This window comes from Pseudoruegeria sp. SK021, assembly GCF_002119405.1.
Taxonomy (GTDB): Bacteria; Pseudomonadota; Alphaproteobacteria; order Rhodobacterales; family Rhodobacteraceae; genus Meridianimarinicoccus.
The window spans coordinates 63,959-89,803 of record NZ_MTBG01000014.1 but is presented as its reverse complement, the minus strand read 5'-3'; the positions used below and the strand labels follow the sequence as shown (position 1 = coordinate 89,803).

Here is a 25,845-nt window from a genome sequence, read left to right as displayed (position 1 = left end):
GCGCTGCTTCTTCAGTTTGCTCTTATCCTCTTCGAGGATCTGGTCGATCACCGCCACAAAGGGATCAAGCTTCGGACGAAGTGGTGGCTCCTTGCGTTGATACCCCGGAGGCACCGAATGCTGCAGCATCTTTGACACCGTCTTGCGATCAATCCCGAACTGACGCGCGGCCTCGCGCTCACTCATACCTTCGACATGGCACGCTCTGCGCACCCGGTTATAAAGTTCCACAGAATACATCTCCCAGCCCTCAGCTTCCGCCTCGGGCATCAGAATGGCGGACTTTTAATCCGCGACGGTCAGGTAATCCGACCGTTTCTGTGGACCAGTTTGCCTCCGGGATTCACATGATCGGTGTATTCGTCTATCGTGAGATCAATCTTGGCAAGCTCTACCAAGCCCTTGTGGACGGGGTGATCCAGACGTCGACCGTGATGCTGCTGGTGGCGTCATCGGCGGTGCTGGGGCTTTATCTGACTGAGACCGAACTACCGCAGAAGTTGGCCGCCGGAATCACTGGAATCACAACTGACAAGCTGATGGTATTGATGATCATCAATATATTCCTGCTGTTCGTTGGCATGGTGTTGCATGGTGCTGCCGCGATCATCCTGACTGTCCCGATCTTCATGCCGCTGGTGCACCAACTTGGAATCGACCCAGTACAGTTCGGCATCCTGATCACCTTGAACATCGCCTTGGGTCAACAAACGCCGCCGGTCGCCAGCGTTCTGGTCACCGCATGCTCTATCGCCAAAACTGATGTCTGGGGCACGACCCGTACCAACCTTCCGTTCATCGGCGTCCTTGTTCTCGTGCTGCTTCTGGTCACGTACGTGCCCGCCGTATCGCTGACTCTGGTAGACTTCTTCTATCGCTAAGCGCGTCCGGTCCAAGATAGCCTATATGGTGGTTTCAGCGGCTCTGCCCGGCGCGTCTAGCGCCGGACAGTGCCAACTTCGAGGATTTGATGGTGCGCGGTGGATGCTAGTTCCAATTCTGATCGACATCCGTTCCAGTGACCATCCGGCATCACTTACTTGATCCACGACACTCGCAAGTCGCTAACCCTTAACAGCGGGGCCATAGTCTGATGACCACCTCTCCCGATGGTCCGAGCGCAACCTCGATTGGCCTCTCGCCATCCACGGACTGCATCCCGCCGCCGGAGTGCGCGGTAAGCCACTCTGCCCGAGCGGGTGTTCCGGTGGAGTGTCAGTGGGCGGGCCCGACGAGGCTGCGAAACGGTCACTCGGGCAGGGCGACCGGGCCGATCTCGCCATAGCGATCCCCCGGTCCCGGATTGGTGTCGGGGGATCGCCCGCCCATATGGTTCATGATCCCCCAAACCGCGTTTAGGGCCGTTTGCACCGCACCTTCGACCCATGCCGGGGTAAAGCTGACACCATCGCCAGCCAGAAACAAACCGCGCTCTGCGGGGGGCAGACGATCCTGCACGAAGTGACCGTACATTCTGTGATTGTATCGGTAATGGCCGGGTAGGGCGCCCTTAAAGGCCCCAAGGAAATTTTCGTCGGCCTCCCAACTGACGCAGATCGGATTGCCGCGGATATGGCTGGCGATGTCGACATCGGGATAGATCTTGGCCAGTGCCGCCAACGCCAAGTCGACGCGTTTTTCGGCTGGCAGGGGCAGAACCTTCAGCGCATCGGTCATCCACGCATAGGACAGACAGATCACGCCCGGCTGATCGGGGCCGTTGTCGAACAGATAGGTGCCCCGGGTGATCCGGTCGGTCAAGGTCATTGACAGAACCGGCTGCGCCGTCACCGGGTCGGTGTCTTGCCAGAACGGGCGATCCACCATGACAAAGGTCTTGGCCGATTGCATGTAACGGGTGCGGTCCAGTGCCATCCACAGTTTCTGACTGATCAGCGCCTCATCGACGGTGATCGCTGTTGTCAGCAAATGGCTTTGGCAGGTGGCCAGAACGGCGGGATAGCTGTCGATGCGGCCCCATTGATCGGTCACCGACAAATTGCCGTCCGGAAGCCGCGCGATCCGGGTGGCTCGGCTGCGGGTGGCGCCGCCGTTCAGATCGGACAGCGAGGTGCCGGATGGCCAGTGTGCACAGTCAACGCGCTTTCGCCACAGCCGGTGCAAGACCTGTTCCACGCCGCCTTTGACAAACCGCTGGTTGTCGTCAAGTTCGGTTAGGTTGACCCGCAAGATTTCTAGAATCGAGTTTGGAAAGTCGGAATCCCAGCCGCCAGTGCCAAAGCCCACCTGACCAAACACTTCTCGGTGGTGGAATCCAAGTGCACGGAACGCCTCTGACGAGGTCACGAAGTCGTAAAAGGTCTGATCGTCCAGTGCCGCGACCAGCGGGTTCCAGATGTCTTTGATGGCAGCAATATCCCGCGACCGGATCGCGGCTTGCAGGGCGCTGAAATTGGCGCCCGACTCCAGCGCGTTGGCATAGGCGCGGGCGACATCGTGAAACAGCGGCGGCAGATCATCCAAGGTGCGGGCGAAAAGGGTGCGGCCTTCAAGGTCGATCACCGTCGATCCTGCCGCAGCGGTCAGCGGATTTGGAAACGGCGCCGTCTCACATCCCACCTGATCGACGTAGTGATAAAAGGCGCGGGACGAGACCGGGAACCGCATGCCACCCAGTTCGGCAATGATCCCATCGCTGCCTTCGAAGACTTCCGATCGCAGGCGCCCGCCAAACTTATGGGATTCATAGATGATGGGCCGCAGGCCAAGGCGCATCAGTTCGTGGGCGGCGACAATGCCCGCCGCGCCAGCACCGATCACGGCAACCTCGCAGCCCAATGCGGCCTCAGGCAGGGTGCCAAGCCCATCTGGATGGGTCAGCCAATCGTCATAGGCGAACGGAAAATCTGGGCCAAAGGCAGTAATGGATGTCATCGCAACACGTCCGCCTGTCGGCTGGGGCAGAGGAAAAACGCTGGCCGCGCGTCCCGTGCTGTGGCAGGTTTTCCCGACGCCTCGCTAAGGAATGTTTGATGAAACTGGCCGTATATCAATCGCCTACCTCCGATGGAAATGTCGAGGACGCCTTGTCGCGCCTGTCGCGGATGCTGATGGCCGCGGCGCAAGCCGGGGCCGAGATGCTGGTGGCACCGGAGTTGTATCTGCCGGGGTACAACCGCCCCGATTTGCACCAGAAGCTGGCGCAAGACATCAATGGCCCATGGTGCCAGCGTCTTGCGGACATGTGCCGCATGGCGGGTTGTGGCGTGACCCTTGGTTGGGCCGAGCGGGACGGGGACGCTGTCTATAACAGCGCCACATGTTTTGGGTCTGATGGGCAAGTGTTGGGGCATTACCGGAAACTTCAGTTGTTCGGCCCTATGGAAGCGGAAAGCTTTACCGCAGGCAACCGCAGTTCCGAGGTCTTTGACCTTGGCGGGATGAAAACCGGCCTGTTGATCTGCTATGACGTAGAATTTCCTCAGCTTGTCGAAGGGTTGCATGCAAAGGGGGCAGACTTGATCCTTGTTCCGACGGCGAACCCGGTGGGTTACGAGCATGTCCAGCATGTGCTGATCCCGGCGCGGGCCTATGATGCAGGTGCGGTGATAGCCTATGCGAATTATTGTGGCGACGAAGCGGGGCTGGCCTTCAGCGGGCTGTCTCTGATCGCCGGTCCCGACGCCGCGCCGCTGGCATCCGCCGGGAAGTCCGAGGCGCTTTTGATCGTTGATCTTCCGGCGGTGGGTTAGGCCTAGCTGACCGCGTTGCGCCCCGATGGCTACCCTTCTACTCTTGCTGGCCTGCAATGACCCCGGACCATGACCCCCCTTGCGGAAAGTTTCTGATGCGCCGTTTTCTGCCCTCGTTTTCGGCCCTTCAGGCCTTTGACTCTGCCGCCCGGCATCTCAGTTTTACCCGGGCAGCCGAGGATTTGATGCTGACCCAAAGCGGGATCAGTCGCCAGATCAACACGTTGGAAACGCAGCTTGGCGTGCGGTTGTTTGAACGGACCGGATCGCGCTTGGTGCTGACCGATGTCGGGCGGACCTACAGCGCCGAGGTTCGGCAAAGCCTCGACCGGTTGCAGGAGGTCTCTATCGATGTGGTCCGGGGCCGGACGGCCCATATGTCGTTGATGTTGGGGGTGCCGGGGACCTTTGCGGCGCGGTGGTTCATGCCGCGCCTGTCCCGGTTCGCAGCGGCCTTTCCCGGCGTACCCACAGAGGTGGTCACCTTGCCTCAGACCCAAGACCCGGAGCCGGGGGATTTGGACATCGCGATCTTGCGCGGGGTCGCGGTCCGGCGCGAGTTTCGCGCCACGCCGCTGTTTCGCGAACGGCTGGCGGTCGTCGCTGCCCCGGCCTTGCTCGACCGGCTGGGCCCGCTGGGGGCGGTGTTGGATTTCGAGCGATTGCCGACATTGCAAAATTCTGCCCGTCCCAGTTTGTGGTTGTCGTGGTTGCGGGCGGTGGGTCAACGCCATGACGGCGTGATCCAAGGTATTCGGCTTCCCGAGAATGAGCTTTTGATCCGGGCAGCGCTGGATGGGGTCGGGCTGGCGGTGGTGCCAATCCACTATGTCACCGAAGAGTTGCGCACGGGGCGTTTGGTACTGCCCTTCGGCGCGGCGGTGCTGTCGGGCGAGTCGTTCTGGGTTGCGTTGCCCGAGGCCAAGGCGCACCGAACCGATCTTTTGGCGGTCCGGGATTGGCTGCTGAACGAGGCCAACCCAGAGGCATCCACTGACGGTCCGACGACCTGATGTGAGGGTCATTTGCCGTCATCATGACTAAAACTCATGCCGCGATCACTTTTTACAGCTTTGCGCCGATCTTTTTGCGCCCCTAGCATCTTGGGATTGTGCAGCGGAATAGACCTGCGCCCCGCCTTCGGTGATGCGTGGCGCGACGACAGAGCTTAAATATCGACAGACCCGGCGAAAGACCGGTTATACAACAACAGCCAATTCAACAGGGGATAGACCTATGACATCCAAAGTACTGGCCATGAGTGCAAGCCTTGCCGCGCTTGTTCTTTCCGGCCTAACCGCCGGAAGCGCGACGGCGCAGTCCATCACGATCGCCATCGGTTCAGAGCCGTCGACGCTAGACCCCCAGTTGCGGGACGATGGCGGCGAACGTCAGATCAACGACAACATCTATGAGGCGTTGATGGCCCGCACCCCCGATGGGGAACTTATTCCCGGGTTGGCCGCCGAAGCCCCTGTGCAGATTGACGATACGACTTGGCAATTCAAGCTGCGCGAAGGCGTGATGTTCCACAATGGCACGCCGTTTACTGCCGAGTCCGTGGTGGGATCCGTCCTGCGGGTGATTGATCCGGCCAACAATTCCGAACAGTTGTCCTATTTCTCGTCGGTCTCGGGCGCCGAGGCGGTGGATGAGCTGACCGTGAATATCAAGACCTCGGGGCCGGACCCGATCCTGCCGTCGCGGATGTACTGGATGAAGATGATTGATCCGGGCTACGCGGCCGAAGGCGATCTGGCGGGCGTTCCTGTTGGTACTGGGCCTTACATGTTCGACGCATGGAACCGCGGCGCGGATCTAACGCTGGTGGTGAACCCCGATTACTGGGGCGGCGAGGCGCAAATCGACGATGTAACCTACCGATTCGTTCCCGAAGCCGGCACTCGTTTGTCCGGTTTGATGGCGGGCGAGTTCGATGTCATCACCAATCTTCTGCCTGAGTTTACGACAAGTGTGCCTAAATTTGCGGCAGTGCCCGGTTTAGAGACTTCGGTGTTCGTTTTGGGCACCGATAATGAGGTCACCCAAGATCCGAAGGTCCGTGAGGCCCTGAACCTTGCCATCGACCGGCAATCGATGGTCGACGGTCTGTTCATGGGATACGCAACCGTCGCCAAGGGCTCGCATGTGAACCCGGCGGCCTTCGGCTTCAACGAAACCCTCGACTACTATCCCTACGATCTCGACCGGGCCAAGGCGCTGATCGAAGAGGCCGGTGCTGTTGGCAAGCCGCTGGTCGTGATCGGCGAATCCGGCCGCTGGTTGAAGGACCGCGAGCAGATCGAAGTTGTGGCCGCGTACTGGGCTGAAACCGGTCTGGACGTGTCCACTGAAATTCAGGAATTTTCGCAATACCTCGACAGCCTGATGGGAAGCGGGCCGCGCCCGGATGCGATCTTTATCGCCAATTCCAACGAGTTGCTGGATGCTGACCGCGAGATGTCCTACATCTATCACATGGATGGCGCTGCCGCGTCGAATTCGGACGCCGATATGGCAGCGATGATCGACGCGGCCCGTGTCGAGACCGATGTGGACAAGCGTAAAGCCCTGTATGATGAGGCGCAACAACTCGGTCACGACCTGAACTTCACCGTGCCGCTGTTCAACCTTGAAGACATCTATGGCATGTCAGAACGGATGGACTGGCAGCCGCGGACGGATGCCAAGCTGATCGTCAGTGAAATGACCGTGACCGAATAGGTGCGGCGACCGCAGCGCATCTGCGCCTGCGACGACAGAATGAAAACCGGTCCCCTTACGGGGCCGGACCTCCTGTTCCCAGACCACAGCAGAGACGCCTGACGTGATTGAATTTATCCTCCGCCGCCTATTTCAGGGAGCGCTTGTCGTTCTCGGCGTCACGGCGACGGTCTTCGTCGTGACCCGGCTTGCTGGCGATCCGGTGGCCCTGATGCTGCCCCTTAGTGCTACAGCCGAACAGCGTGCCGCATTCTCGGCCCAGATCGGACTGGATCAGCCGATCTGGATTCAGTTTGCCCGCTATGCCCAAGACGTGGTGACGTTGGATTTCGGTGACAGCCTGTGGCAACGCCGCCCGGCGATGGAGGTGGTGCTGGAACGCCTGCCCAACACCGCGCTTCTGGTGGCGACTGGACTGGGCGGCGCGGTGCTGCTGTCGATCCCCATGGGGGCGGTGGCCGCCTTGCGGCCCGGCGGTCTGGTGGATCGCCTGACCACATCGCTTAGCCTTTTAGGGCTGGCCATGCCGCAATTCTGGCTGGGTTTGATGGCGATCATGGTGTTTTCCGTGATGCTGAAATGGTTGCCGACCTCGGGGTTTGGCACCCCGGCGCATCTGGTTTTGCCGGCGATCACGCTGGCGCTGACGCCGCTGGCGCGGTTCACCATGATGGTGCGTGCGGCAATGATCGACGAGTTGAACAAGCAATATGTTCAGACCGCCCGTGCCAAGGGCTTGACCCTTCGGCGCATTTTGCGCGTCCACACCTTGCGCAATATTCTGGTGCCGTTCCTGTCGATTTCCGGGTGGGAACTGATCACCGCCTTGTCCGGCTATACGGTGGTGGTCGAGACGGTATTTGGCTGGCCCGGTCTTGGGCTGACGGCGGTGCAGGCGATCCAGCGGGGCGATCTGTTTCTTGTGCAGGCCATCGTCTTCTCGATTGCCTTCATGATCGTGGTGATCGGCATTTTGATGGATGTGATCTCGAAACTTATTGATCCGCGGATTGAGTTGAACTGATGGGGCTGCCGATGATGTCATTCCGCCCGCTGCGCAGTTTCCTGAGCGAGTTGTGGCAGGACAAAGCCGCCGCCATCGGTTTTGCCGTCATGGTGCTGATCGTATTAATGGCGGTGTTTGCGCCGGTGCTTGCCCCCGAAGACCCCGCCACGCAATCGCTGTTGCAGCGCCTCAAGCCGCCAGTCTGGGATGCGCGGGGCAGTTGGGATCACCTGTTGGGAACCGACAATCTGGGCCGCGATGTGCTGAGCCGGATTATCTGGGGCGCGCGCACAACCCTGACCATCGGGATCGTCACCTGCGTGATTGCGGCGATGATCGGCACGACGCTGGGTCTGTGGGCGGGTTTCATGGGCGGTCGCACCGATTCCGTTCTGATGCGGCTGGTCGATATTCAGGTCTCATTTCCCGGCATTCTGTTGATCCTGTTGGTGGTGGGGGTACTAGGGCCGGGGGTCTGGACCCTGATCGCGGTGCTGTCGGTGACCAACTGGATGGTTTATGCCCGGCTGGTTCGGGGGATTGTCTCATCCACGAGACAAATGCCCTATGTTGAAGCGGCCGAGGTGATTGGCTGCCGTCCGTCCCGGGTAATCTTTGTCCATCTCTTGCCCAATCTGGTGTCGCCGCTTCTGACCCTGCTGATCCTTGAGTTCACCAATATCGTGCTGGCCGAGGCGGCGGTGTCGTTCTTGGGCTTCGGGGTGCAGCCGCCGGACACCTCTTGGGGGCTCGATGTGGCGTCGGGCCGGGATTACCTGTTCATCGCTTGGTGGCTGGTGACCTTTCCGGGGCTGGCCATCGTGGTCACGGTGTTGTCGATCAACCTGTTTGCCAATTGGCTACGGGTGACGTCGGACCCGGAAGAGCGGGAAAAACGCTTTGCCCGGACCATCGCGGCCAAGCGTCGCCGCAGGAGAGCCACATGACCGAGACCTTGTTAGAGATTGACGATCTGCACGTCGCCTTCGACACGCGCGCCGGTGTGGTGCAGGCGGTGCGCGGGGTGTCGCTGACTGTCGGGCGGGGCGAGACGCTGGGACTGGTCGGGGAATCCGGCTCGGGCAAAAGCGTGACCGCGCAGGCGATGATGGGCTTGATCGATGTGCCGGGTCGGATTTCCGGCGGCACGGTGCGTTGGTGCGGCACCCCTCTTGTGGGCGAGGGCGTCCGACGCGCCCCGCGCAACATCTGGGGCCGCGAGATCACGATGATCTTTCAGAACCCGATGACCTCGCTCAATCCGTTGATGACGATCGGGGCGCAACTGCAAGAGGCGGTGCGCCTGCATTTGGGGCTGCGCGGCGCGGCAGCACGCACCCGCGCGGCAGATCTGTTGAATGCGGTGGGAATTTCCGGCGCGGCGCGGCGGCTGGACCAGTACCCACACGAGTTTTCCGGCGGGATGCGCCAGCGGGTGATGATCGCCATGGCCATCGCCAGTGAGCCACGGCTGTTGATCGCGGACGAGCCGACCACCGCGCTGGACGTGACCATTCAGGCGCAAATTCTTGAGCTGCTGGCAGAATTGCAAAGCCAGTTGGGGCTGTCGATTATTCTGATTACCCATGACCTTGGGATCGTGGCGGGCCTGTGCCATCGGGTGGCGGTGATGTATGCCGGGCAGATCGTGGAAACCGGCGCGGTGGACACGATGTTCGAGCAACCTGCGCACCCCTATACCCAAGGCCTGATCCGGTCGACGCCGCTGCTGGATGCTTGCGATGATCGGCTGGTTGCCATCGACGGCACGCCGCCGGGCCTGTTGATCCCACCCGCGGGCTGCGCCTTTCAACCACGATGTCCGGTGGCGACCGCGCCTTGCGGGGTGCCGCAGGTCTTGACGCCGACGGGAACCGGGGCGGTGGCCTGCTGCCGCGCCGGGATCGACGCTTGGAAAGTAGGTGCCGCATGAGCCGACATCCGACATTGTCCGTCTCAGGACTTTCGGTCGATTATCCCCTGACATCGGGCGGCTTGTTCCGGCCCGCGCGCACGGTCAATGCCGTGGACGGGGTGACCTTCGACATCGCCCCGGGCGAGACGCTGGGGCTGGTGGGGGAATCCGGCTCAGGCAAGACCACGGTGGGGCGCACGATCCTGCGCCGGGTGCCGTCCTCTGGCGGTCGGATCCAGTTCGAGGGCCGCGACATCACCGATGTGGACGGCGCTGCGCTGCGCAAGCTGCGCGCGCGGATGCAGATCGTGTTGCAAGACCCCTATACCTCGCTCAATCCGCGGATGAAGATCGGCGATATTGTTGCGGAACCGCTGTTGGTGCACGGATTAGCCGAGTCGTCCGACGCCGCGCGGCACGCGGTCCGCCAGCTACTGGACCGGGTTGGCATGCCCGCCGATGCCGCCGACCGCTATCCGCACAGCTTTTCCGGCGGCCAACGGCAGCGGGTCGGCATTGCCCGGGCGCTTGCCCTGAAACCATCGCTGATCGTGGCCGACGAACCGGTGTCGGCCCTTGATGTGTCGGTGCGCGCCCAAGTGGTGAACCTGATGCAGGATTTGCAGCGGGAACTGGGGATTTCATACCTGTTTATCGCTCATGATCTGGCGATTGTGCGGCATATCTCGCATCGGGTGGCGATCATGTATGCCGGGCGGATCGTGGAAATTGCCCCGCGCAATGACCTGTATGATAATCCGGTGCACCCCTATACCGAGGCGCTGCTATCGGCAGTGCCTGTGGCCAATCCCAAGGTGCAACGGGCGCGGCGCCGGATCGTGCATACCGGCGATACGGTCGACATCGCCAACCCGCCATCCGGCTGTCGGTTTCACCCGCGCTGCCCCTTGGCGACGGACCAATGCCGACAGGCGTCGCCGCCGCTGCTGGTCAAAGCGCCCGGTCATCTGGCTGCCTGCTGGAACCGGGGGCGCTGAGACGCGAGTGCCCCCGATCAAGTCCACCGCTGAAGTGGTTCTGATCGGCTTCAGCTGCCAGCGCTGGTCCGACCGGCGCTGCTGTTGCCAAAACCGCCGCGCGAACTGGCCGTCGCGCGGTTCATCGGGGCTTTGCCGATGGTCGATGTGGGCCGGGTGAATTGCGCGGTGTTCATCTTGGTGGCGCCGCTATTGCCGGAAAACGTGCTGGATCGGGCCGCATTGGTGAACTTGCCGTCGGCGGTCTTGTACATGGGTTGACCGGCCGACATTCCGGCCCGGCCGCCCAGCATGTTTCCGATCAGATAGCCTGCCAGCAATGGCATGAAAATGCTGCCCGAGCCGCCTTGGGTTGCGGCGGCTTCTGATCCGCAGGCGCCTTCGCCATGCTGTTCTTCGCAAACGGCGACGCTGTCATAGCGGGGGGCGGCTTCGACATGCAGGGCTTCGGCCTCTGCGAATGCCGCCTCGCAATCCTCGACCGTGAATAGACCGCCCTGCGCGGCCTCACTGGTACACGATCGCAGATCGGGAAAGGCTTCGGCATCGACTTGTTCGTCGCGGCATCCGGCAAGGGCAAAGGCAGAGGCCCCAAGAATGGCGATGGCGACGCGGCGGGAACGTTTGGTCATGACAATCCTGTCTCCTGGTCGGGTAGAGGCGCTCGCGGGCCTCAGGCAGTAATATAGTGCGGCTTGAACCGCGACAGATCCTGGGTGATGCGGGATCGATCCTCGCGGATGCCGATCCCGGCGCAGGTGTCTCCTACGATCCATGCCCCAATCACCGGGCGAAAGCCATCAAACTGTGGCAGCGGCTGATAGGCTTGAAGGATGCGGGGATGCTCGGCATAGGCAGTATTGGTGGCCTGTTCGATGACCGAGCCTGCCTTGATGATCGACACCGACGCGCCTTCGCGCGACAGGATCGGCTTGCTGACGTGACCGGCGATCAATTGGGCCTCTGCCCGCTCAAAGGCGTCGGCGACCGGTGCTGCGGCTGGGCCGCGCCCGGCGATCGCGTCACGGATGTCGTCTTCAAAGAAGGCGGGCAGAAGGTTCGGATGCCCTTCGAACATCTGCCACAGCACCGGCAACAGACCCTTGTTCGATAACAGCGCTTTCCATGCCGGTTCCAGAAACAGGCAGCGCGCCCCGGCGATGTGATTGGCATAGTCCTCGCGCAGCAGGTCTTCCCACGGGTACAGCTTGAACAAGACCCCGATGACCCGGTCTTCATCGTCAAGAAACTGGCCATCTTCGCTGATCGCGATTTTTTCCAGATCGCTGTAATGTGCCCCCAGCCCGGCTTCACGGGCGGCCCATGCCATCGATTCTACGGTGGCATAGTCTTCGGGATTGCCGCTGACGGCGGTAAAATGCAGGTCGCTATTGGGCTCAAAGGCCTCTGCGAACCGGGCGACTAGGGCTTCATGGATGCCGTTGAACTGATCGCTTCCCTCAGGCAGGACCCCGGCAGCCAATTGATCTTCCAGCCATCGCCATTGAAACGCGGCGCTTTCATACAGCGAGGTTGGGGTGTCGGCGTTGTATTCCAACAGCTTGGCGGGACCATTGCCATCATAGGCAAAGTCAAACCGGCCATAGATCTCAGGATCGCCCCGGTTCCAGCTTTCCGCCACCAGATCGCGGTGCGCTTCGGGGATGGCAAGTCGGTCCAGCAATTCTTCGCTTTGCAGGATATGGGCCACCGCCTCGCGGCACATGCCGTGCAGCGCGGTTGCGGGATCTTCGATGTCCGTCTCGATCTGCTCCAGCGAAAACGCATAGGCCGAGGTTTCGTCCCAATAGGGTTCCCCATGCATATCGGCAAAGGTAAAGCCGACCTCTTGCGCGTGCTCGCGCCAATCCGGCCGTTCCGGCAGGTCAATTTTCTGCATAGGGCGTCTCCTCGTACCTCACCTGTCATGTAGGGGGTTCGGGTCGCGGACGCCAGACGTGGCTTGCCCTATAGTGGCCAAACCACCAGCAAAGCGGGAACCGCAACCGCGATCACCAGCAATTCCAGCGGCAATCCAATCCTCCAGTAATCGCCGAAATGATAGCCGCCGGGGCCAAGGATGATCGTATTGTTCTTGTGGCCGATTGGGGTGAGGAAGGCGCAGGATGCCGCCACGGCCACGCCCATCAGATAGGTGTCGGGATTTTGGCCCGTCGCCCCGGCGATGGACAGGGCAATCGGTGCGGCGATCAGGGTGGTCGCGACGTTGTTGAGGAAATCGGACATGGTCATGGTGACCACCATCAGCACGGCCAGCGTCACCCATGCCGGGTATCCTTGGGTCAAACTGGCGATCTGATGCGCCAGAAACTCGGCCCCGCCGGTGCGTTCAAAGGCTTCGGCCAAGGGGATCAGACTTGCCAGAAGGACGATGACCTTCCACTCGATGGAGTTATAAACCTCGCGCCCGTTGACCAAGCCCAACACCACATAGCCGATCACGGCCGCGCCAAGGGCGACCGTCAACGACAGCACGCCTGCGACGGCAAGGCCGACGGCGGCAAAGAAGATGCCGATGGACAGCCCGGCCTTTTGGCGCTGGATCACTTCGGTCTGGCGGCCTTCGATGGGCAGGACGCCCAGCCAGTCGGTCGCGGCAGCAAGGCGTTCGGGGCGGCCCAGCAGCAACAGAACGTCCCCGGCCCGGATCGGCAACAGCCGAACCCGGTCGCGAAACCGCTGCCCTTCGCGCGACACCCCCAGCAGGGTGACGGAATGGCGGCTGAGCAATTGCAGGCTGCGGGCGGTGCGGTTCTGGATCCGCGCGCCATCGGGAACGATGGTTTCGGTGATCGTCAGGCCCCGCGCCGTCACGCCGCCCTCGTGTTGTTCTGACCCGGCAAAGTCCAGCCCGGCCAACCCCATGAAGGCCTCAATGGATTTCGGTTCGCCCTCGACCACCAGAAAATCGCCCGAGCGCAGGGTCTCGCGCATCGCCAGACCCGGCTTGCGTTTGCCATTTCGAATAAGGCCAACCAGATGCACGTCGGCCTCGTCGGCCTTGGGATACAGGTCCTGAACCTGAATGTCGTCGGTGAAGGTTTGCTCGCTCACCCGCAGTTCGGCGACGTAGCGTCCTTGGCGCATGTCTTGGGCGTCATCCATGACGGACGTGCGGGACGGAAGCAGGCGCCAACCCACCAGCGACACAAAGGTAATGCCGACGATGGCCACCGTCAGGCCGACCGGCGCGAAGTCCAGCATGGCGAAGGGCTGACCGATGGCATCATTGCGATATTCAGAAATCACGATGTTCGGCGGCGTGCCGATCAGCGTGATCATCCCGCCCAGAATCGTGGCGAAGGACAGCGGCATCAGGCTTTGACCCGGCGAGCGGTTGGATTTTTTCGCCGCTTCAATATCCAGCGGCATCAACAGCGCCAGTGCCGCGACGTTGTTGATAATCGCGGACAGCCCGGCCCCGACCGCAGCAATGATCGCGATGTGCAGGGGCAAGGGCCGCTCGGGGTTGATCAGTTTTGCCGCGACCAGTTCGACCGCGCCAGACGATGACAGGCCGCGACTGACGATCAGCACCAGTGCAATGATCGCAACTGCGGAATGGCCGAAGCCGGAAAACACGTCATCGGTCGGGACCAGACCAATCGCGGCGGCGAAGATCAGCGCCCCGAAGGCGACAAGGTCATAGCGAAATCGCCCCCAAACCAGCAGGACAATTACGACAACGAGAAGGAGGGATATCTGAATTTGATCACTTGGCATGACGGTCAGCTTAGCAACATCGCGGCGGTTGTCAGCCGCAACTACAGCGCCAGTGCAAAAAAACGATATTTTTGCGTTGGGCGGTACCACGTGGTTCAGTCCGCCCCCGTTGCGGCACATCGCAGGATACTGCCCCGCAAAAAAGCAACTTTCCCAGATCACGATCGAAGACCGTCACTTGTGCGGGTCATCGGCTTGCCTTGCCGCCATTTCGGCGCGACTATCCGGAACACGCAAAGACCGGTGGCGTCGGTGCGATCAAACAGGGTGACGGAATACAGATGCAGACCGAGCGCGATCTTCAGGCATGGCTTTGGGCCACGCCCAATTCGAACCGGGTGTCGATCCTGCTGGATGAATTGGGGCTGGATTACAGGGTTCATGGGGTAAATATCCGCCGGGGGGAGCAAAAATCACCCGAGGTTGTCTCGCGAAATCCCTATGGAAAAATTCCAATTGTCACGTGGTCTGGCGAGGACGGCGACCGGACGCTGTTCGAATCCGGCGCGATCCTTTTGGATTTTGCCCGTCGCCATGACCGCTTGCTTCCCAAAAGCGGCAAAGCGCTGGACGAGGCGATGTCGTGGCTAATGGTGGGCTTGACCGGGCTGGGGCCGACGATGGGGCAGGCGCATCACTGGACCGACCTTGCCGACGAGCAGCCCGAGGTGGCCCGGGCGCATTCTGTGGGGCTTGTCCGGCGCGTGTTCGGGGTAATGGATACCCGTCTGGCGCAAGTGCCCTATCTGGCCGATGCCTATTCCATTGCCGATATTGCCGCATTTCCCTGGATCGCGCGCAGTGATTGGGCGACCATCGACCTTGCCGAATATCCCAATCTGGCCCGCTGGCACGGTGACGTGGCCGCGCGGCCTGCGGTCCAATCCGGCATGGCCAAGCCAGAAGGCGCGGTCTTGCAAGGCTAGCCCGCCAACGACAGAGAGTTTAAGCAACAAAGGACATCTTAATGATACACTTCCGATCCCCAAGACGCGGGCTGGCTGGGGCGCTTGTCGCTCTGGCCACGGCAGCATCGCCGCTGTTTGCGCAAACCAATGTGCCCGAAGATCGGGTGCTGCGCGTCGTGCCCTATGCCGATCTCCAGTCGCTTGATCCGATTGTAACCACCGTTGGCATCGTCCAGCGTCACGCCACCATGGTCTATGATGTGCTGTTCGCCCGCGACGAGGATCAGACCCCGAAACCGCAGATGGTCGACAGCTGGACCGAAAGCGATGATGGCCTGACATGGACCTTCGTGCTGCGCGATGGTCTGGCCTTCCACGATGGCGCTCCGGTCACGGCTGAGGATGTGGTGGCGTCCATGACCCGCTGGGCTGCCAAGGACTCGTTCGGGCGGCAGATCTGGTCGCGGACCGACAGCCTTGTAGCAGAAGACGACAACACCATCGTCTGGACCTTGAATGAACCCTATGGGCTGATGCTTTATGCGATCTCCAAGCCCAGCGGTGTGCTGCCGGTCATCATGCCGAAACGGCTGGCCGAAACGCCAGTGGATGTGGCCGTCACCGAAGTGATCGGCTCTGGCCCGTTTGAATTCGTCGCCGATGAATGGGTGCCGGGGTCCAAGGTCGTCTATCGTCGCAACGAAAACTACGTGCCGCGCGACGAGCCCGCCAATGGGGCCAGCGGTGGCAAAGTGGTCAATGTCGACCGGGTCGAATGGTTGAATATCCGCGACCAGCAGTCGGCCATTCTGGCGCTGCAAAACGGCGAGGTGGACTATCTCGAAGCCCCCGGAACCGATTTCCTGCCGATCCTGAAAAATGCAGGCATCGTGGTCCAGAAAACCGACAAGCTGGGCTCGCAAGGCATGGTTCGGATGAACCACATCCAGCCTCCTTTCGATGATATTCGGGCGCGTCGGGCTTTGCTGTATCTGGTGGACCAGAACCTGTTCCTGCAAACGATGTTCAGCGACCCAGAGCTTTACGAGACCTGCGGTGCATTCTTCGTGTGCGGTGCCCCCTTGGCCAGCGATGCTGGCGTCGAAGAGGATTTCGGCAGCAACAAGGAAAAGGCCAAGGCGCTGTTTGCCGAAGCCGGCTATGATGGCGAACCGATCGTGATCCTGCATCCGACGGACGTGCAGACGATGAATTCATCGACGCTGGTTCTGGCGCAGGAATTGCGCTCCATCGGGGTGAATGTCGACCTGCAAACGCTTGATTATGCTGCAATGTCTGGGCGTCGGGCCAATCGCGGTGTTCCGTCCGAAGGCGGCTGGAATATCGGCCTGACCTATTGGCCGGGTCTGTTGGTCTCGGATCCGATCGGCAACACGCCGCTGCAAGCCAGCTGTGATGATGCGTGGCCGGGCTGGCCCTGCAACGACGAAATGCAGGCGCTGATCAACAGCTTCCCGGATGCGGCGACCGATGAAGATCGTCAGGCCTTGGCCGACGAAATTCAGGTGATGGCCTATGAAGAGGTCGTGCCGTACGTGCCCTTCGGTCAGTGGTTCGTGCCCATCGCCCATTCGCCCAAGCTGAGCGGTGTGATCGGGATGCCCGGAACGATGATCCTGTGGAACATCGACAAGTCCGAGTAAATCGACGCGCAGGTCAAATCCGGTGTCCGAAAGGATGCCGGATTTTTCATGTCCGGGGCGTGGTTACTCGGCGAAGTGGCAGGCGGCGGCATGGGGGCCACCGGTGCCAGCCATCGGCCGCAGGGGCGGCTCTTGTTCCGCGCAGATCGGTTGGGCCAACGGGCAGCGGGTGCGAAAGCGGCAACCGGAAGGCGGGTTCAGCGGGCTGGGCAGGTCGCCTTTCAGGATGATCTTCTCGCGCGCCGTGCCAACCTCGGCCACCGGCACCGCTGATAACAGCGCCTGCGTATAGGGATGGCGGGGCTTGGCAAACAGGCTGCGTTTTTCGGCGATTTCGACGATCTTGCCCAAATACATCACCGCCACCCGGTCACTGATATGTTCGACCACGGCCAGATCATGGGCAATGAACAGATAGGCGATGCCAAATTCCTGCTGCAGCCGGACCAGCAGATTGATGACCTGTGCTTGGACCGAAACGTCCAGCGCCGAGACCGGCTCGTCCAGCACGATCAGCTTGGGGTTCAGGGCGAGGGCGCGGGCGATACCGATGCGCTGACGCTGACCGCCGGAAAATTCGTGCGGATAGCGGTGCATCTGGTCGGGGCGCAGACCAACGCGTTCGACCAGATCGGCCACCTTTTGGCGGCGGTCTGACCCGTCACCGGTGCCGAAATTGCGCAAAGGTTCCTCAATCACCTGCGCCATGGTCATGCGTGGATTGAGCGAGGCAAAGGGGTCCTGAAACACAAACTGAACATCGGCACGCACAGCGCGCATGGTGCCGCGCCCCAGATGGGTGATCGGTCGGTCGTCTAGAATGATGTCGCCTGCGGTGACGGTTTCCAGCCGGACGATGCTGCGCCCGACCGTGGATTTGCCACAGCCGCTTTCCCCCACCAACCCCAGCGTTTCAGAGGCGGCAATGTCAAAGCTGACCCCATCGACCGCGCGCACGGCCTCAGGGGGTCGGCGGGTGATGATGTCCACCGGGCCACGCCGCACCGGGAAATGCTTCACCAGCCCGTCGACTTTCAGCAAGGTCATGACGCCGCTCCTATCGCCATTCCGGGCACGTCCTCTGTCCGCCAGCAGGCGCTGAGATGGCTGCCGCCGATCTGCACCACCGGGGGCAGTTCGGTCCGGCACTGGTCGGTGGCCAGCGGGCAGCGCGGAGCAAAGGCGCACGCGGTTTGTGGCGCGCGGACCAGCGGCACGGTTCCGGGAATTTCGGCCAGTGCTTTGCGTGGCCCGGCAGTCAGGCTTGAGCCCAGCTTGGGCACGGCGCCCAGTAGGCCTGCGGTATACGGGTGACGCGGCCCGCTCAGGACCTCGGCAACCTTGCCTTGTTCCACCATGCGGCCCGCATACATAACCACCAACCGTTCTGCCATTTCCGCCACCACGCCCAGATCATGGGTGATCAGCATCGTGGCCATGTTCTGGCGGCTGGACAGGTCGCGCAAGATGTCGAGGATCTGGGCCTGAACCGTCACATCCAGCGCCGTCGTCGGCTCATCCGCAATCAACAATTTCGGATCACAAGCCAAGGCAATGGCGATCATCACCCGCTGGCGCATCCCGCCAGACAATTCGTGCGGATACTGGGTTAGCCGCCGCGCCGGTTCGGGGATTTGCACCAACTCCAGCATCTCTAACGCCCGTTGCCGAACCCCTGCCGCATCCAGATCCAAATGCAAGCGCACCGTTTCCGTAATCTGGCGCGAGATGGTCAAGGCCGGGTTCAGACTGGTCATCGGCTCTTGAAAGATCATCGAGATCTCGCGGCCCCGCACCCGGCGCATCTGCCGCTCGGTCAGGGTGGCAAGATCCTTGCCTTCAAAGCGGATGCTGCCGCCTGAGATCCGCCCCAGTGGCTCTGGCAGCAGACGCATGACCGACAAGGCGGTGACGCTTTTCCCACAGCCGCTTTCACCGACTACGGCCAGTGTTTCGCCCTTGTCGATCTGAAGCGACATCCGGTCAACGGCCAGAACCTCGCCCTTGCGGCCCTTAAAGCTGGTCGACAGGTTGTCTACGTGTAAAAGCGCCATGTCAGCGAGCCCTGTAATTGGGATCGAGCACATCGCGCAGCCCGTCTCCGATCATGTTGACGGCGAGTACGGTCAGCGCCAGCGCAACGCCGGGAAAGAAGACCATATGGGGCGCGATCTGGAACACCAGACGGCCCTCGGAAATCATATTGCCCCAGCTTGGAATTTCGGGCGGGGTGCCCGCGCCAATGAAGCTGAGCGCCGCTTCGGTCAGAACCGCCGAGGCGAAGATGTAACTGCCCTGCACCAACAGCGGCCCCATGGTATTGGGCAGAATGTGGCGGGTCAGAAGCGCGTGAAATGGCGTGCCGACCACGATCGCCGCTTCTACGAAGGGGCGTTCTTTTAGCGACAGCACCGTACTGCGCACCAAGCGCGACACGCGGGGCACTTCGGAGACGGTGATGGCGAGGATCACATTGCCGACACTGGCCCCGGTCAACGCGATCAATGCGACGGCCAGCAGGATCGAGGGGATCGCCATCAGCCCGTCCATGACGCGCATCACAATCCCGTCCACCCAGCCAACAAATCCGGCCAGCAAGCCGACGATCAGCCCCAGAAAGATCGAAATCGTCGCCACGGACAACCCGACCATCAACGACACCCGCCCTCCGTAAAGGGTGCGGCTGAACACATCGCGGCCGACCATGTCCCCGCCAAACCACGCCTCGGCACTGGGCGGTTTGAGGCGGCGCAACGGCGACAGGGATTGCGGGTCAACGGTGCCAAGCCACGGGGCCAGCAGCGCGCCAATGATCATTACAGCCATGATGGCGACGCCGATGAAGATCGTCGGGTGCCGCAGCACTTGGCCCAAGGTCAGGGCATCGGGGTCGGCGGACACGGAAGGGGATGCCATACTCAATATTTGATCCTCGGATCGAACAGACCATAGCTCAGGTCAACGACCAGATTGATCAAGACGTAAACCCCCGACAGCACCAGAACGACCCCCTGAATGACCGGATAATCCCGCCGCAGAATGGCATCGACTGTTAGCCGCCCAATGCCGGGGATGTTGAAGACCGTCTCGGTCACCACGACCCCGCTGATCACCGAGCCGAAGCCGATGCCGACAATGGTCATGATCGGAATGGCGGCATTTTTCAGGGCGTGGCGCAGCAGCATCGGCCATAGGCCCAACCCCTTTGCGCGGGCAGTCCGCATATAGTCTTGCCGCAGGACGTCCAGCATGGCGGATCGGGTGATCCGGGCGATCAGGGCGGCATAGACCACCCCAAGCGTCAGCGCGGGCAAGATCAGGTGGCTCAGGAAGGGCCACAGACCGTCCGAGGGCGGTTTATAGCCTTGCACCGGCAGCCAGCCCAGCCAGACGGAAAAGGCGAAGATTAACAGATAGCCCAGCACGAATACCGGCAGGGAATAGCCCACAACCGCAAAGCCCATGGCCAGACGGTCCGGCGCGCGGCCCACTTGCCACGCCGCGATGATGCCCAGCGGCAGGGCCAGAACCAGCGCGAAGATCATTGCCAACAGCGACAGCCACAGGGTCGGCATGGCCCGCTGCGCCATCAACTCTGCCACCGAGCGGCCAAAAAAGATCGAGTCGCCAAAATCGCCGTGCAGAATGCCCAGCGACCATTCGGTCAGCCGCACCAGATAGGGCCGATCCAGCCCAAGCGCCTCGCGGATCCGGGCGATTTCTTCGGGGGTCGCGGTTTCTCCGGCCAGCACAAGTGCCGGGTCGCCGGGGCTGAAATACAGCAGCGAAAACACCACCAGCGCGACGACGACCATAACCGGTATGATCGCCAGCAACCGCCGCAGGGCATAACTCAGCATTGCTGAAAGGCCTCGGCGGATACGAAGCCGACATTGTTCGGGGCAAAGGGGTGCCGTCCAATCAAAGCTGTTTACCTTTTTGGGGCACGCGTGCCGAAATTACGCCGCAGCGTCTGAAGTTTTCCGACAGTATCAAAATCACCTCGCGCCGCAAGACCAACGGTCGGCCAAAGCGCGTCATCGCCCGATATCTGGTCGGTTTGGTCGCGGGCATTGCGCATAAGCACGGTTCTTGCGCGTGGGTCGGCTCGGGGCGCGGGCCGAGGCGGGCTGCATCGACATTGACGGGCGCACGCGTTTCATGCATCGGGGCTGGGCCGGATCGTCGGCACACAGTACCGCACGCGCCAGCCGCCTGTGAGAACCTGCATTGGACAGCCAATGAGACCTGACATTCAAATGGACCGGATGGCAAACCTGCGCGGCAGCCTATGGATGGTTGCGGCGATGGCAATCTTCGCCCTTGAGGATGCGCTGATCAAAGCCGCGTCCGCGACCTTGCCCGTTGGCCAGTTGCTGATCCTGTTCGGGATCGGCGGCACCCTTGTGTTTGCCGGATTGGCCCGGATCAACAAGGACCGCTTGTTTGCCCCCGAGGTCTTGTCGCCCCCGATGCGGATCCGCGCGGTTTTTGAAATCAGCGGACGGTTGTTTTATGTGCTGGCGCTTGCGTTGACGCCCTTATCCGCCACCACCGTAATCCTGCAAGCGACCCCGCTTGTCGTGGTGGGCAGCGCGGCGGTAGTCTTTGGCGAAAAGGTCGGATGGCGGCGCTGGACGGCGATCGTTATCGGCTTGATCGGGGTGGTGGTCATTATCCAGCCGGGCTCGGACAGCTTTTCGGTCCTGTCGATCCTGGCGGTTGCCGGAATGATCGGCTTTGCCGGGCGCGATTTGGCCAGTCGGGCCGCACCGGCGGCGCTGGGGACCAATGTTCTTGGCTTCTATGGCTTCTTGGCGGTCATCATTGCTGGCGCGATCTTTTCGCTTTGGCAAGCGGCGCCGTTCCGGGCCCTTGATGCCACCAGCGCTGGCGCCCTGATCGGGGCCACCATCGCGGGGGTCACCGCTTATTCGTTTCTGATGAAAGCGATGCGTACCGGTGAGGTGGCCGCCGTGACCCCTTTCCGATACACTCGGCTGCTGTTCGGCATCGCCTTAGGTGTCGGCGTTTTCGGGGAAGAGATGAGCGTACCGATGATGGTCGGATCCGGTCTGATCGTTGTGTCCGGGTTGTTCATTCTCTGGCGGGGCAAGCAGGTCGGCGCGCCGTCTGCTCATCGATAACGTGATCGGCGCGCGCATTTAGGGGGCTAGGCTATCCCTCTAGTTCGAAGATGCGCTTGTCGGTCTGGTGCAGGCAGCCGCTCACGCCGTCGGCCTCGACCATGTAATTGTCGCAAATGACCGCGAACACCCGCCCGTCGTCAAAGCCGGGATGGACCGCCAGCAACATGCCTTCCGCCAGCGGCATGGTTTCGTCGTGACGGATCAGCGGCCGCTCGACCATCTCACAGCCCTGCCCATGGGCGTAAAGGCGGGTTTCTTCCGGCAGGCCGTGCGCTGCCATCCATGTGTTATGGGCGGCGCAAATCTCGGCGGGGGCTGCCCCCGGTTTCATCAGGGACAAGGAATGGTCCTGCGCCGCGCGCACCTGTTCGAAGGCTTGTAGCAGCGGCTCATCAGCAGCGCCCAACACCATCGTTCGGGCGATTTCAAGATAGATCCCGCCCGGGCCGTTGATTTCGATCAGGATCGACAGGTGATCTCCGCGCGCAAGGGTCCGGGATTGGAAATGGCGTCCCATAAAACGCGCGGGCGTCCCCAAAGGGGCGGAACAGCCGAGGTAAATCCCCTGATCGCTGCCAAGACGCCGCCCAGCGGCTTCAGCATGGGCCATGACGTCCCGATCGGTCCGGCCGGGGCGGATGAAATCACAGACCTCGGCAAAGACCTGATCCTGAAGCGCCGCAGTCTGCCGAATTAGCGTGATTTCCTCGGCACTTTTGATGGCTTTGACGTGGTCCATCGCATCAGTGACATTAACGCAGCGGCCGCCCGGAAACTGTTGGCTCAGCGCCGTCATCAGCGCAGAGGGCAGTGCGCCGGGGCACAGGGTGCCAATCGACTTTGCGCCGTGACGCGCCAGATCTTGGACCACCAGATCGGCGTCGTAGGTCAGCGTTTGCTCGATCGACACGAATGACGGCGTGCCAAGGACGGTGCCGACCCCGCGCAGGTCGGCATCGGCGCCGCCAAGATCGCGCATGGTGCCGAACGCGCCCATCTCAACCATAGTCATCGGCGCATCGGCGTAGAAAATCACGGTTCGAGGATAGCCATTCAGCGCCGGAATATCGGTGAACCAGCGCACATAGCCGCCCATCCAATCCTCACGGGCCTGCATCACCAATGCGTCGATCCCGTGGGCGGCCATCACGGCGCGGGCGGCGGTCCAGCGCCGCTCTAGTTCAGACTTTGACAGGGGCGATATGGTGGTCATGCATCTGGTCCTTTGTCTCTTTGGATGAGCCCGCGCAGTTGGCCCGCGCCGCCGGTGGAATAGGCGGTGAGGTTATGGGCGACACTGGGCAGGGCCTGATGTTTGTAAATATCCGACATGCCCCCAATATGCGGCGTGATCAGAATGTTGGGGGCGGTCCAGATCGGATCGTCCGGTGTCAGCGGTTCGGTGGCAAACACATCAAGCCCCGCTGCCGCGATCTGACCCTGTTCAAGGGCGGACCGAAGCGCGACTTCATCCACACATCCCCCGCGCGAGATGTTGATCAGCATCGCCGAGGGGCGCATTGCTGCCAAAACAGTGGCGTCGATGATGTGATGGCTGGTGGCATCATAGGGCAGCAGCACCACCAGAAAATCACACTGCGCGGCGGCTTCGACCAGCGCGCTCCGCTTGTCGATCCGGGCAAAGCCGGGCACGTCGCTGCGCCCATTTGAGACCCCGGTGACGGTCATGCCGAAGGCGCCGCAGCGGGAGGCCAGGTCTTCGGCGATCGCCCCGACCCCGACGATGGTCACCGTCTTTCCCAGCAACAACGACTGAGGCCAGCGCGCCCATGTCTTCTGCTGTTGGTTGGCAATCATCCGGGGGAAATCACGGGCAAGGCTGAGCATCATCAGAAAGGCCAGTTCGGACATTTGCGGCCCGTGAAACCCGCCGCAATTGGTCAGGGCCACCGAAGGGTGCAGCGTGGTCATCGCCACCAGATTGTCGACCCCTGTGGTCAGGGCCTGCACCCATTCCAACTGCGGCGCGGCTTTGATCAAGGTTTCGGACAGGGCTGGCGCCAGCCCGACAATGATGTCGGCCTGATCTGCAACCCGCAGGGCCGCGTCGTCATCGGCAGCTGCGATGTAGCGGTATTGCGGGCAGCGGGTTGCCAGTTCGGACACATACCACGCCGCATCAGTGTCTTTGACCAGAACGGTCTTATTGCGAGAATTTTCCATGTCAGAACAACCGATCCGGCAGCCATGTGGCAATTTCAGGGACTGAGAACATCAACGCGATGACGATCAATGGGGCGATCAGGAACGGCAGGATGCCGTTATACAGGACGCGCATTTTCATGTCGGGCACCTGTGATTTGATGATGAACAGGTTCATGCCGACCGGGGGGGTGAGCAATCCCAACTCGACAAGGATCGTGACCAGAACCCCAAACCAAATCGGATCAAATCCGAACCCAACCACCACCGGCAGGAACACCGGAACCGTGATCAGGACCATGCCGATACCTTCCAGAAAGCAGCCCATGACGATATATGCCAGAATGATGATCCCCATCACGGCGGCGGCCGACATATTGGCGTCGGCGGCTGCGGCCAGAAGCAAGTCGGGCATCCGGGTCTGGACGACGAAATTAGCGAATACGGTGGCGCCGATGATGACCATGAACAGCACGCACGAGATGATGACGGATCGCTGGATCGCGTCCACAAGATGCGCAAGGGTCAAGCTGCGTTGCGCCAGCCCGAGTACGATCGCCCCGAAGGCCCCGATGGCGGCGGCCTCATTTGGGCTGAAGATGCCGGTATAGATGCCGCCGATGGTCAGCACGAACAACAGGACAAACTGCCAAGGCCCCAGCAAGGCGCGGACCCGGGTCAGGATTGACACCGGCAGGTCGGGGTTGCGCGGTTGGGCCTTGCGCGCCAGCACGACCGCCACCGCGATATAGACCAGCATCAACACGATCCCCGGGATCATCGAGGCCGCGAACAGTCGCGCGATTGAGACCTCGGCAATAGAGGCATAGATCAGCAGGATGACCGAGGGCGGGATCAGAATGCCCAGCGATCCGCCCGCCGCAATCGACGCCGCAGCATAGCCGTCTTCATAGCCGGCCTTGCGCATTTCCGGCAAGGCAATCCGGGTCATGGCGGCGGCTGTTGCCACTGACGATCCGCAGATGGCACCGAACGCGCCTGAGGCGGCGATGGTGGCGATTGGCAAGCCGCCCCTGACCCCGGTCAACAGGACCCGGGCGGCTGCGAACAGTTCTGCCGACATGCGCGACCGCGTTGCCACTTCGCCCATCAGAATGAACAGCGGGATCACCGACAGGCCGTAATTATACGAGGTGTCGAAGACGTTGGTGGCGGCCACCATCTGCGCGACCTTGCCGTTGTTCATAACGATATTGCCCACGACCCCGCAAAGCAGCAGCGTCAGCCAGACCGGCTGGCGCAGGAACAACAAGATGAGCATGCCGCCAATGCCGGTGAGGCCGATCGCGAGACTGCTCATGGTGTGTCACTTTCCGGGATGTCGGTGCCGCGGCACTCGTCAATGGCGCGGGCGATCGCCACGATCAGGACGGTGATCAGCCCGGCAAAGGCGACGACCCAGAGCGTCCAGACCGGCAGGTTCAGTTCCAGCGACCGGTCGCCATAGCGATAGGCCGACACTGCGGGCGATACCATCGCCACCAACAGAAACACGCACATGGCGACCGTGGTGACCGACGCCAGCAGCTTCAGCGCCCGGGTGGTGCGGGTCGACAGCGCCCCGTCGATGATGTCGATCAGGATTTCCGAGCGTTGCGCCACAACCGACGCCATCCCCGAAAAGATCATGATCAACAAAAAGATGCTGACCAGATCATAGGCGCCGCGCACCGGTCGGCCAAACAGATTGCGAGAGACGACATCGCCGACAATGACCATCATCAGGGCAATCAGCGCCACACAGGCGAGCCAGAGGCCGGCGCGGGCCAAAGGATCCGTTTTCTTGCGCAAGCTCAACGGGTCTACCTTTCAAGAAATTGGGGGCAGGGGAATCCTGCC

At 61.6% G+C, this 25,845-nt stretch carries 23 protein-coding genes and 1 pseudogene; 11 read left to right on the top strand and 13 right to left on the bottom strand.

Going from position 1 to position 25,845, the window contains the following annotated elements; all coding sequences use genetic code 11:
* Positions 1–270: pseudogene (locus BV911_RS10580) on the bottom strand (hypothetical protein); the annotation flags it as partial.
* 77 nt (positions 271–347) lie between these two features.
* Here BV911_RS10580 and BV911_RS10575 point away from each other — a divergent pair.
* Complete coding sequence (locus tag BV911_RS10575; protein ID WP_205963837.1) at positions 348–881, top strand: TRAP transporter large permease subunit; 534 nt, start codon at positions 348–350, stop codon at positions 879–881.
* A 367-nt stretch (positions 882–1,248) separates the two neighbouring features.
* Here BV911_RS10575 and BV911_RS10570 read toward each other — a convergent pair whose 3' ends face one another.
* Positions 1,249–2,895, bottom strand: coding sequence for an NAD(P)/FAD-dependent oxidoreductase (locus tag BV911_RS10570; RefSeq protein ID WP_086053577.1), 1,647 nt, complete (start codon positions 2,893–2,895; stop codon positions 1,249–1,251).
* A gap of 98 nt (positions 2,896–2,993) precedes the next feature.
* Here BV911_RS10570 and BV911_RS10565 point away from each other — a divergent pair, with 98 nt between their 5' ends.
* From BV911_RS10565 to BV911_RS10535, 7 genes are all read left to right on the top strand, one after another.
* Positions 2,994–3,713: a carbon-nitrogen hydrolase family protein gene (locus BV911_RS10565; RefSeq protein WP_086053576.1), complete on the top strand. Its 720-nt coding sequence runs from the start codon at positions 2,994–2,996 to the stop codon at positions 3,711–3,713.
* Positions 3,714–3,808: 95 nt separating this feature from the next.
* Positions 3,809–4,726, top strand: a complete 918-nt coding sequence (locus tag BV911_RS10560; RefSeq protein WP_086053575.1) for a LysR substrate-binding domain-containing protein — start codon at positions 3,809–3,811, stop codon at positions 4,724–4,726.
* Between the two features lie 223 nt (positions 4,727–4,949).
* The gene (locus BV911_RS10555; protein ID WP_086053574.1) at positions 4,950–6,437 is read left to right on the top strand and encodes an ABC transporter substrate-binding protein; all 1,488 of its coding nucleotides are present in this window, start codon (positions 4,950–4,952) and stop codon (positions 6,435–6,437) included.
* 103 nt (positions 6,438–6,540) lie between these two features.
* Complete coding sequence (locus tag BV911_RS10550) at positions 6,541–7,461, top strand: ABC transporter permease (RefSeq protein ID WP_086053573.1); 921 nt, start codon at positions 6,541–6,543, stop codon at positions 7,459–7,461.
* Between the two features lie 11 nt (positions 7,462–7,472).
* Positions 7,473–8,390 carry an ABC transporter permease gene (locus tag BV911_RS10545; RefSeq protein WP_240512214.1) on the top strand — a complete coding sequence of 306 codons (918 nt, stop codon included), beginning with the start codon at positions 7,473–7,475 and terminating at the stop codon, positions 8,388–8,390.
* The gene (locus BV911_RS10540; protein ID WP_086053571.1) at positions 8,387–9,376 is read left to right on the top strand and encodes an ABC transporter ATP-binding protein; all 990 of its coding nucleotides are present in this window, start codon (positions 8,387–8,389) and stop codon (positions 9,374–9,376) included. Before BV911_RS10545 ends, BV911_RS10540 begins: the two co-directional genes overlap by 4 nt.
* A complete protein-coding gene (locus tag BV911_RS10535; RefSeq protein ID WP_086053570.1) occupies positions 9,373–10,356 on the top strand; it encodes an ABC transporter ATP-binding protein in 984 nt (327 codons plus the stop codon). Before BV911_RS10540 ends, BV911_RS10535 begins: the two co-directional genes overlap by 4 nt.
* 50 nt (positions 10,357–10,406) lie before the next feature.
* Here BV911_RS10535 and BV911_RS10530 read toward each other — a convergent pair whose 3' ends face one another.
* From BV911_RS10530 to BV911_RS10520, 3 genes are all read right to left on the bottom strand, one after another.
* A complete protein-coding gene (locus tag BV911_RS10530) occupies positions 10,407–10,988 on the bottom strand; it encodes a DUF1190 domain-containing protein (RefSeq protein WP_086053569.1) in 582 nt (193 codons plus the stop codon).
* A gap of 41 nt (positions 10,989–11,029) precedes the next feature.
* The gene (locus BV911_RS10525) at positions 11,030–12,256 is read right to left on the bottom strand and encodes a glutathionylspermidine synthase family protein (protein ID WP_086053568.1); all 1,227 of its coding nucleotides are present in this window, start codon (positions 12,254–12,256) and stop codon (positions 11,030–11,032) included.
* Positions 12,257–12,324: 68 nt separating this feature from the next.
* Positions 12,325–14,100, bottom strand: a complete 1,776-nt coding sequence (locus BV911_RS10520; protein WP_086053585.1) for an SLC13 family permease — start codon at positions 14,098–14,100, stop codon at positions 12,325–12,327.
* Positions 14,101–14,381: 281 nt separating this feature from the next.
* On the opposite strand from BV911_RS10520, the gene BV911_RS10515 reads away from it, so the two are divergent.
* Together BV911_RS10515 and BV911_RS10510 are read left to right on the top strand one after the other, a co-directional pair.
* Positions 14,382–15,026 (top strand): glutathione S-transferase family protein, encoded by a 645-nt coding sequence (locus BV911_RS10515; RefSeq protein ID WP_086053567.1) that lies wholly within the window; start codon positions 14,382–14,384, stop codon positions 15,024–15,026.
* A 41-nt stretch (positions 15,027–15,067) separates the two neighbouring features.
* Positions 15,068–16,672 (top strand): ABC transporter substrate-binding protein, encoded by a 1,605-nt coding sequence (locus BV911_RS10510; RefSeq protein ID WP_086053566.1) that lies wholly within the window; start codon positions 15,068–15,070, stop codon positions 16,670–16,672.
* Positions 16,673–16,735: 63 nt separating this feature from the next.
* On the opposite strand, the gene BV911_RS10505 is transcribed toward BV911_RS10510, so the two are convergent.
* From BV911_RS10505 to BV911_RS10490, 4 genes are read right to left on the bottom strand one after another with little or no spacing between them, the layout of a single operon-like run.
* Positions 16,736–17,719: an ABC transporter ATP-binding protein gene (locus BV911_RS10505; protein ID WP_086053565.1), complete on the bottom strand. Its 984-nt coding sequence runs from the start codon at positions 17,717–17,719 to the stop codon at positions 16,736–16,738.
* Positions 17,716–18,726, bottom strand: coding sequence for an ABC transporter ATP-binding protein (locus tag BV911_RS10500; protein ID WP_086053564.1), 1,011 nt, complete (start codon positions 18,724–18,726; stop codon positions 17,716–17,718). Before BV911_RS10500 ends, BV911_RS10505 begins: the two co-directional genes overlap by 4 nt.
* 1 nt (position 18,727) lies before the next feature.
* Positions 18,728–19,588, bottom strand: coding sequence for an ABC transporter permease (locus BV911_RS10495; protein ID WP_086053563.1), 861 nt, complete (start codon positions 19,586–19,588; stop codon positions 18,728–18,730).
* A 2-nt stretch (positions 19,589–19,590) separates the two neighbouring features.
* Positions 19,591–20,532, bottom strand: a complete 942-nt coding sequence (locus BV911_RS10490; protein ID WP_086053562.1) for an ABC transporter permease — start codon at positions 20,530–20,532, stop codon at positions 19,591–19,593.
* 381 nt (positions 20,533–20,913) lie between these two features.
* On the opposite strand from BV911_RS10490, the gene BV911_RS10485 reads away from it, so the two are divergent.
* Positions 20,914–21,819, top strand: a complete 906-nt coding sequence (locus BV911_RS10485; RefSeq protein ID WP_086053561.1) for a DMT family transporter — start codon at positions 20,914–20,916, stop codon at positions 21,817–21,819.
* A gap of 31 nt (positions 21,820–21,850) precedes the next feature.
* Here BV911_RS10485 and BV911_RS10480 read toward each other — a convergent pair whose 3' ends face one another.
* The 4 genes from BV911_RS10480 to BV911_RS10465 are packed head-to-tail and all read right to left on the bottom strand — an operon-like array spanning position 21,851 to position 25,803.
* Entirely contained in the window at positions 21,851–23,035 is a 1,185-nt protein-coding gene (locus BV911_RS10480; RefSeq protein ID WP_086053560.1) for a M24 family metallopeptidase, read from the bottom strand.
* Positions 23,032–24,006 carry a D-2-hydroxyacid dehydrogenase gene (locus BV911_RS10475; protein ID WP_086053559.1) on the bottom strand — a complete coding sequence of 325 codons (975 nt, stop codon included), beginning with the start codon at positions 24,004–24,006 and terminating at the stop codon, positions 23,032–23,034. The genes BV911_RS10480 and BV911_RS10475 overlap by 4 nt, the downstream gene beginning before the upstream one ends.
* Position 24,007: 1 nt before the next feature.
* Positions 24,008–25,306, bottom strand: a complete 1,299-nt coding sequence (locus BV911_RS10470) for a TRAP transporter large permease (protein ID WP_086053558.1) — start codon at positions 25,304–25,306, stop codon at positions 24,008–24,010.
* The gene (locus BV911_RS10465; protein ID WP_086053557.1) at positions 25,303–25,803 is read right to left on the bottom strand and encodes a TRAP transporter small permease; all 501 of its coding nucleotides are present in this window, start codon (positions 25,801–25,803) and stop codon (positions 25,303–25,305) included. The genes BV911_RS10470 and BV911_RS10465 overlap by 4 nt, the downstream gene beginning before the upstream one ends.
* Positions 25,804–25,845: the final 42 nt, after the last annotated feature.

Coding starts and splice junctions, on each gene's coding strand:
- BV911_RS10560 (WP_086053575.1), top strand. CDS start 3,809: ATGCGCCGTTTTCTGCCCTCGTTTTCGGCCCTTCAGGCCTTTGACTCT.
- BV911_RS10470 (WP_086053558.1), bottom strand. CDS start 25,306: ATGAGCAGTCTCGCGATCGGCCTCACCGGCATTGGCGGCATGCTCATC.
- BV911_RS10505 (WP_086053565.1), bottom strand. CDS start 17,719: ATGACCTTGCTGAAAGTCGACGGGCTGGTGAAGCATTTCCCGGTGCGG.
- BV911_RS10495 (WP_086053563.1), bottom strand. CDS start 19,588: ATGGCATCCCCTTCCGTGTCCGCCGACCCCGATGCCCTGACCTTGGGC.
- BV911_RS10515 (WP_086053567.1), top strand. CDS start 14,382: ATGCAGACCGAGCGCGATCTTCAGGCATGGCTTTGGGCCACGCCCAAT.
- BV911_RS10525 (WP_086053568.1), bottom strand. CDS start 12,256: ATGCAGAAAATTGACCTGCCGGAACGGCCGGATTGGCGCGAGCACGCG.
- BV911_RS10490 (WP_086053562.1), bottom strand. CDS start 20,532: ATGCTGAGTTATGCCCTGCGGCGGTTGCTGGCGATCATACCGGTTATG.
- BV911_RS10545 (WP_240512214.1), top strand. CDS start 7,473: ATGATGTCATTCCGCCCGCTGCGCAGTTTCCTGAGCGAGTTGTGGCAG.
- BV911_RS10540 (WP_086053571.1), top strand. CDS start 8,387: ATGACCGAGACCTTGTTAGAGATTGACGATCTGCACGTCGCCTTCGAC.
- BV911_RS10485 (WP_086053561.1), top strand. CDS start 20,914: ATGAGACCTGACATTCAAATGGACCGGATGGCAAACCTGCGCGGCAGC.
- BV911_RS10480 (WP_086053560.1), bottom strand. CDS start 23,035: ATGACCACCATATCGCCCCTGTCAAAGTCTGAACTAGAGCGGCGCTGG.
- BV911_RS10510 (WP_086053566.1), top strand. CDS start 15,068: ATGATACACTTCCGATCCCCAAGACGCGGGCTGGCTGGGGCGCTTGTC.
- BV911_RS10535 (WP_086053570.1), top strand. CDS start 9,373: ATGAGCCGACATCCGACATTGTCCGTCTCAGGACTTTCGGTCGATTAT.
- BV911_RS10570 (WP_086053577.1), bottom strand. CDS start 2,895: ATGACATCCATTACTGCCTTTGGCCCAGATTTTCCGTTCGCCTATGAC.
- BV911_RS10555 (WP_086053574.1), top strand. CDS start 4,950: ATGACATCCAAAGTACTGGCCATGAGTGCAAGCCTTGCCGCGCTTGTT.
- BV911_RS10520 (WP_086053585.1), bottom strand. CDS start 14,100: ATGCCAAGTGATCAAATTCAGATATCCCTCCTTCTCGTTGTCGTAATT.
- BV911_RS10530 (WP_086053569.1), bottom strand. CDS start 10,988: ATGACCAAACGTTCCCGCCGCGTCGCCATCGCCATTCTTGGGGCCTCT.
- BV911_RS10565 (WP_086053576.1), top strand. CDS start 2,994: ATGAAACTGGCCGTATATCAATCGCCTACCTCCGATGGAAATGTCGAG.
- BV911_RS10500 (WP_086053564.1), bottom strand. CDS start 18,726: ATGGCGCTTTTACACGTAGACAACCTGTCGACCAGCTTTAAGGGCCGC.
- BV911_RS10475 (WP_086053559.1), bottom strand. CDS start 24,006: ATGGAAAATTCTCGCAATAAGACCGTTCTGGTCAAAGACACTGATGCG.
- BV911_RS10575 (WP_205963837.1), top strand. CDS start 348: ATGATCGGTGTATTCGTCTATCGTGAGATCAATCTTGGCAAGCTCTAC.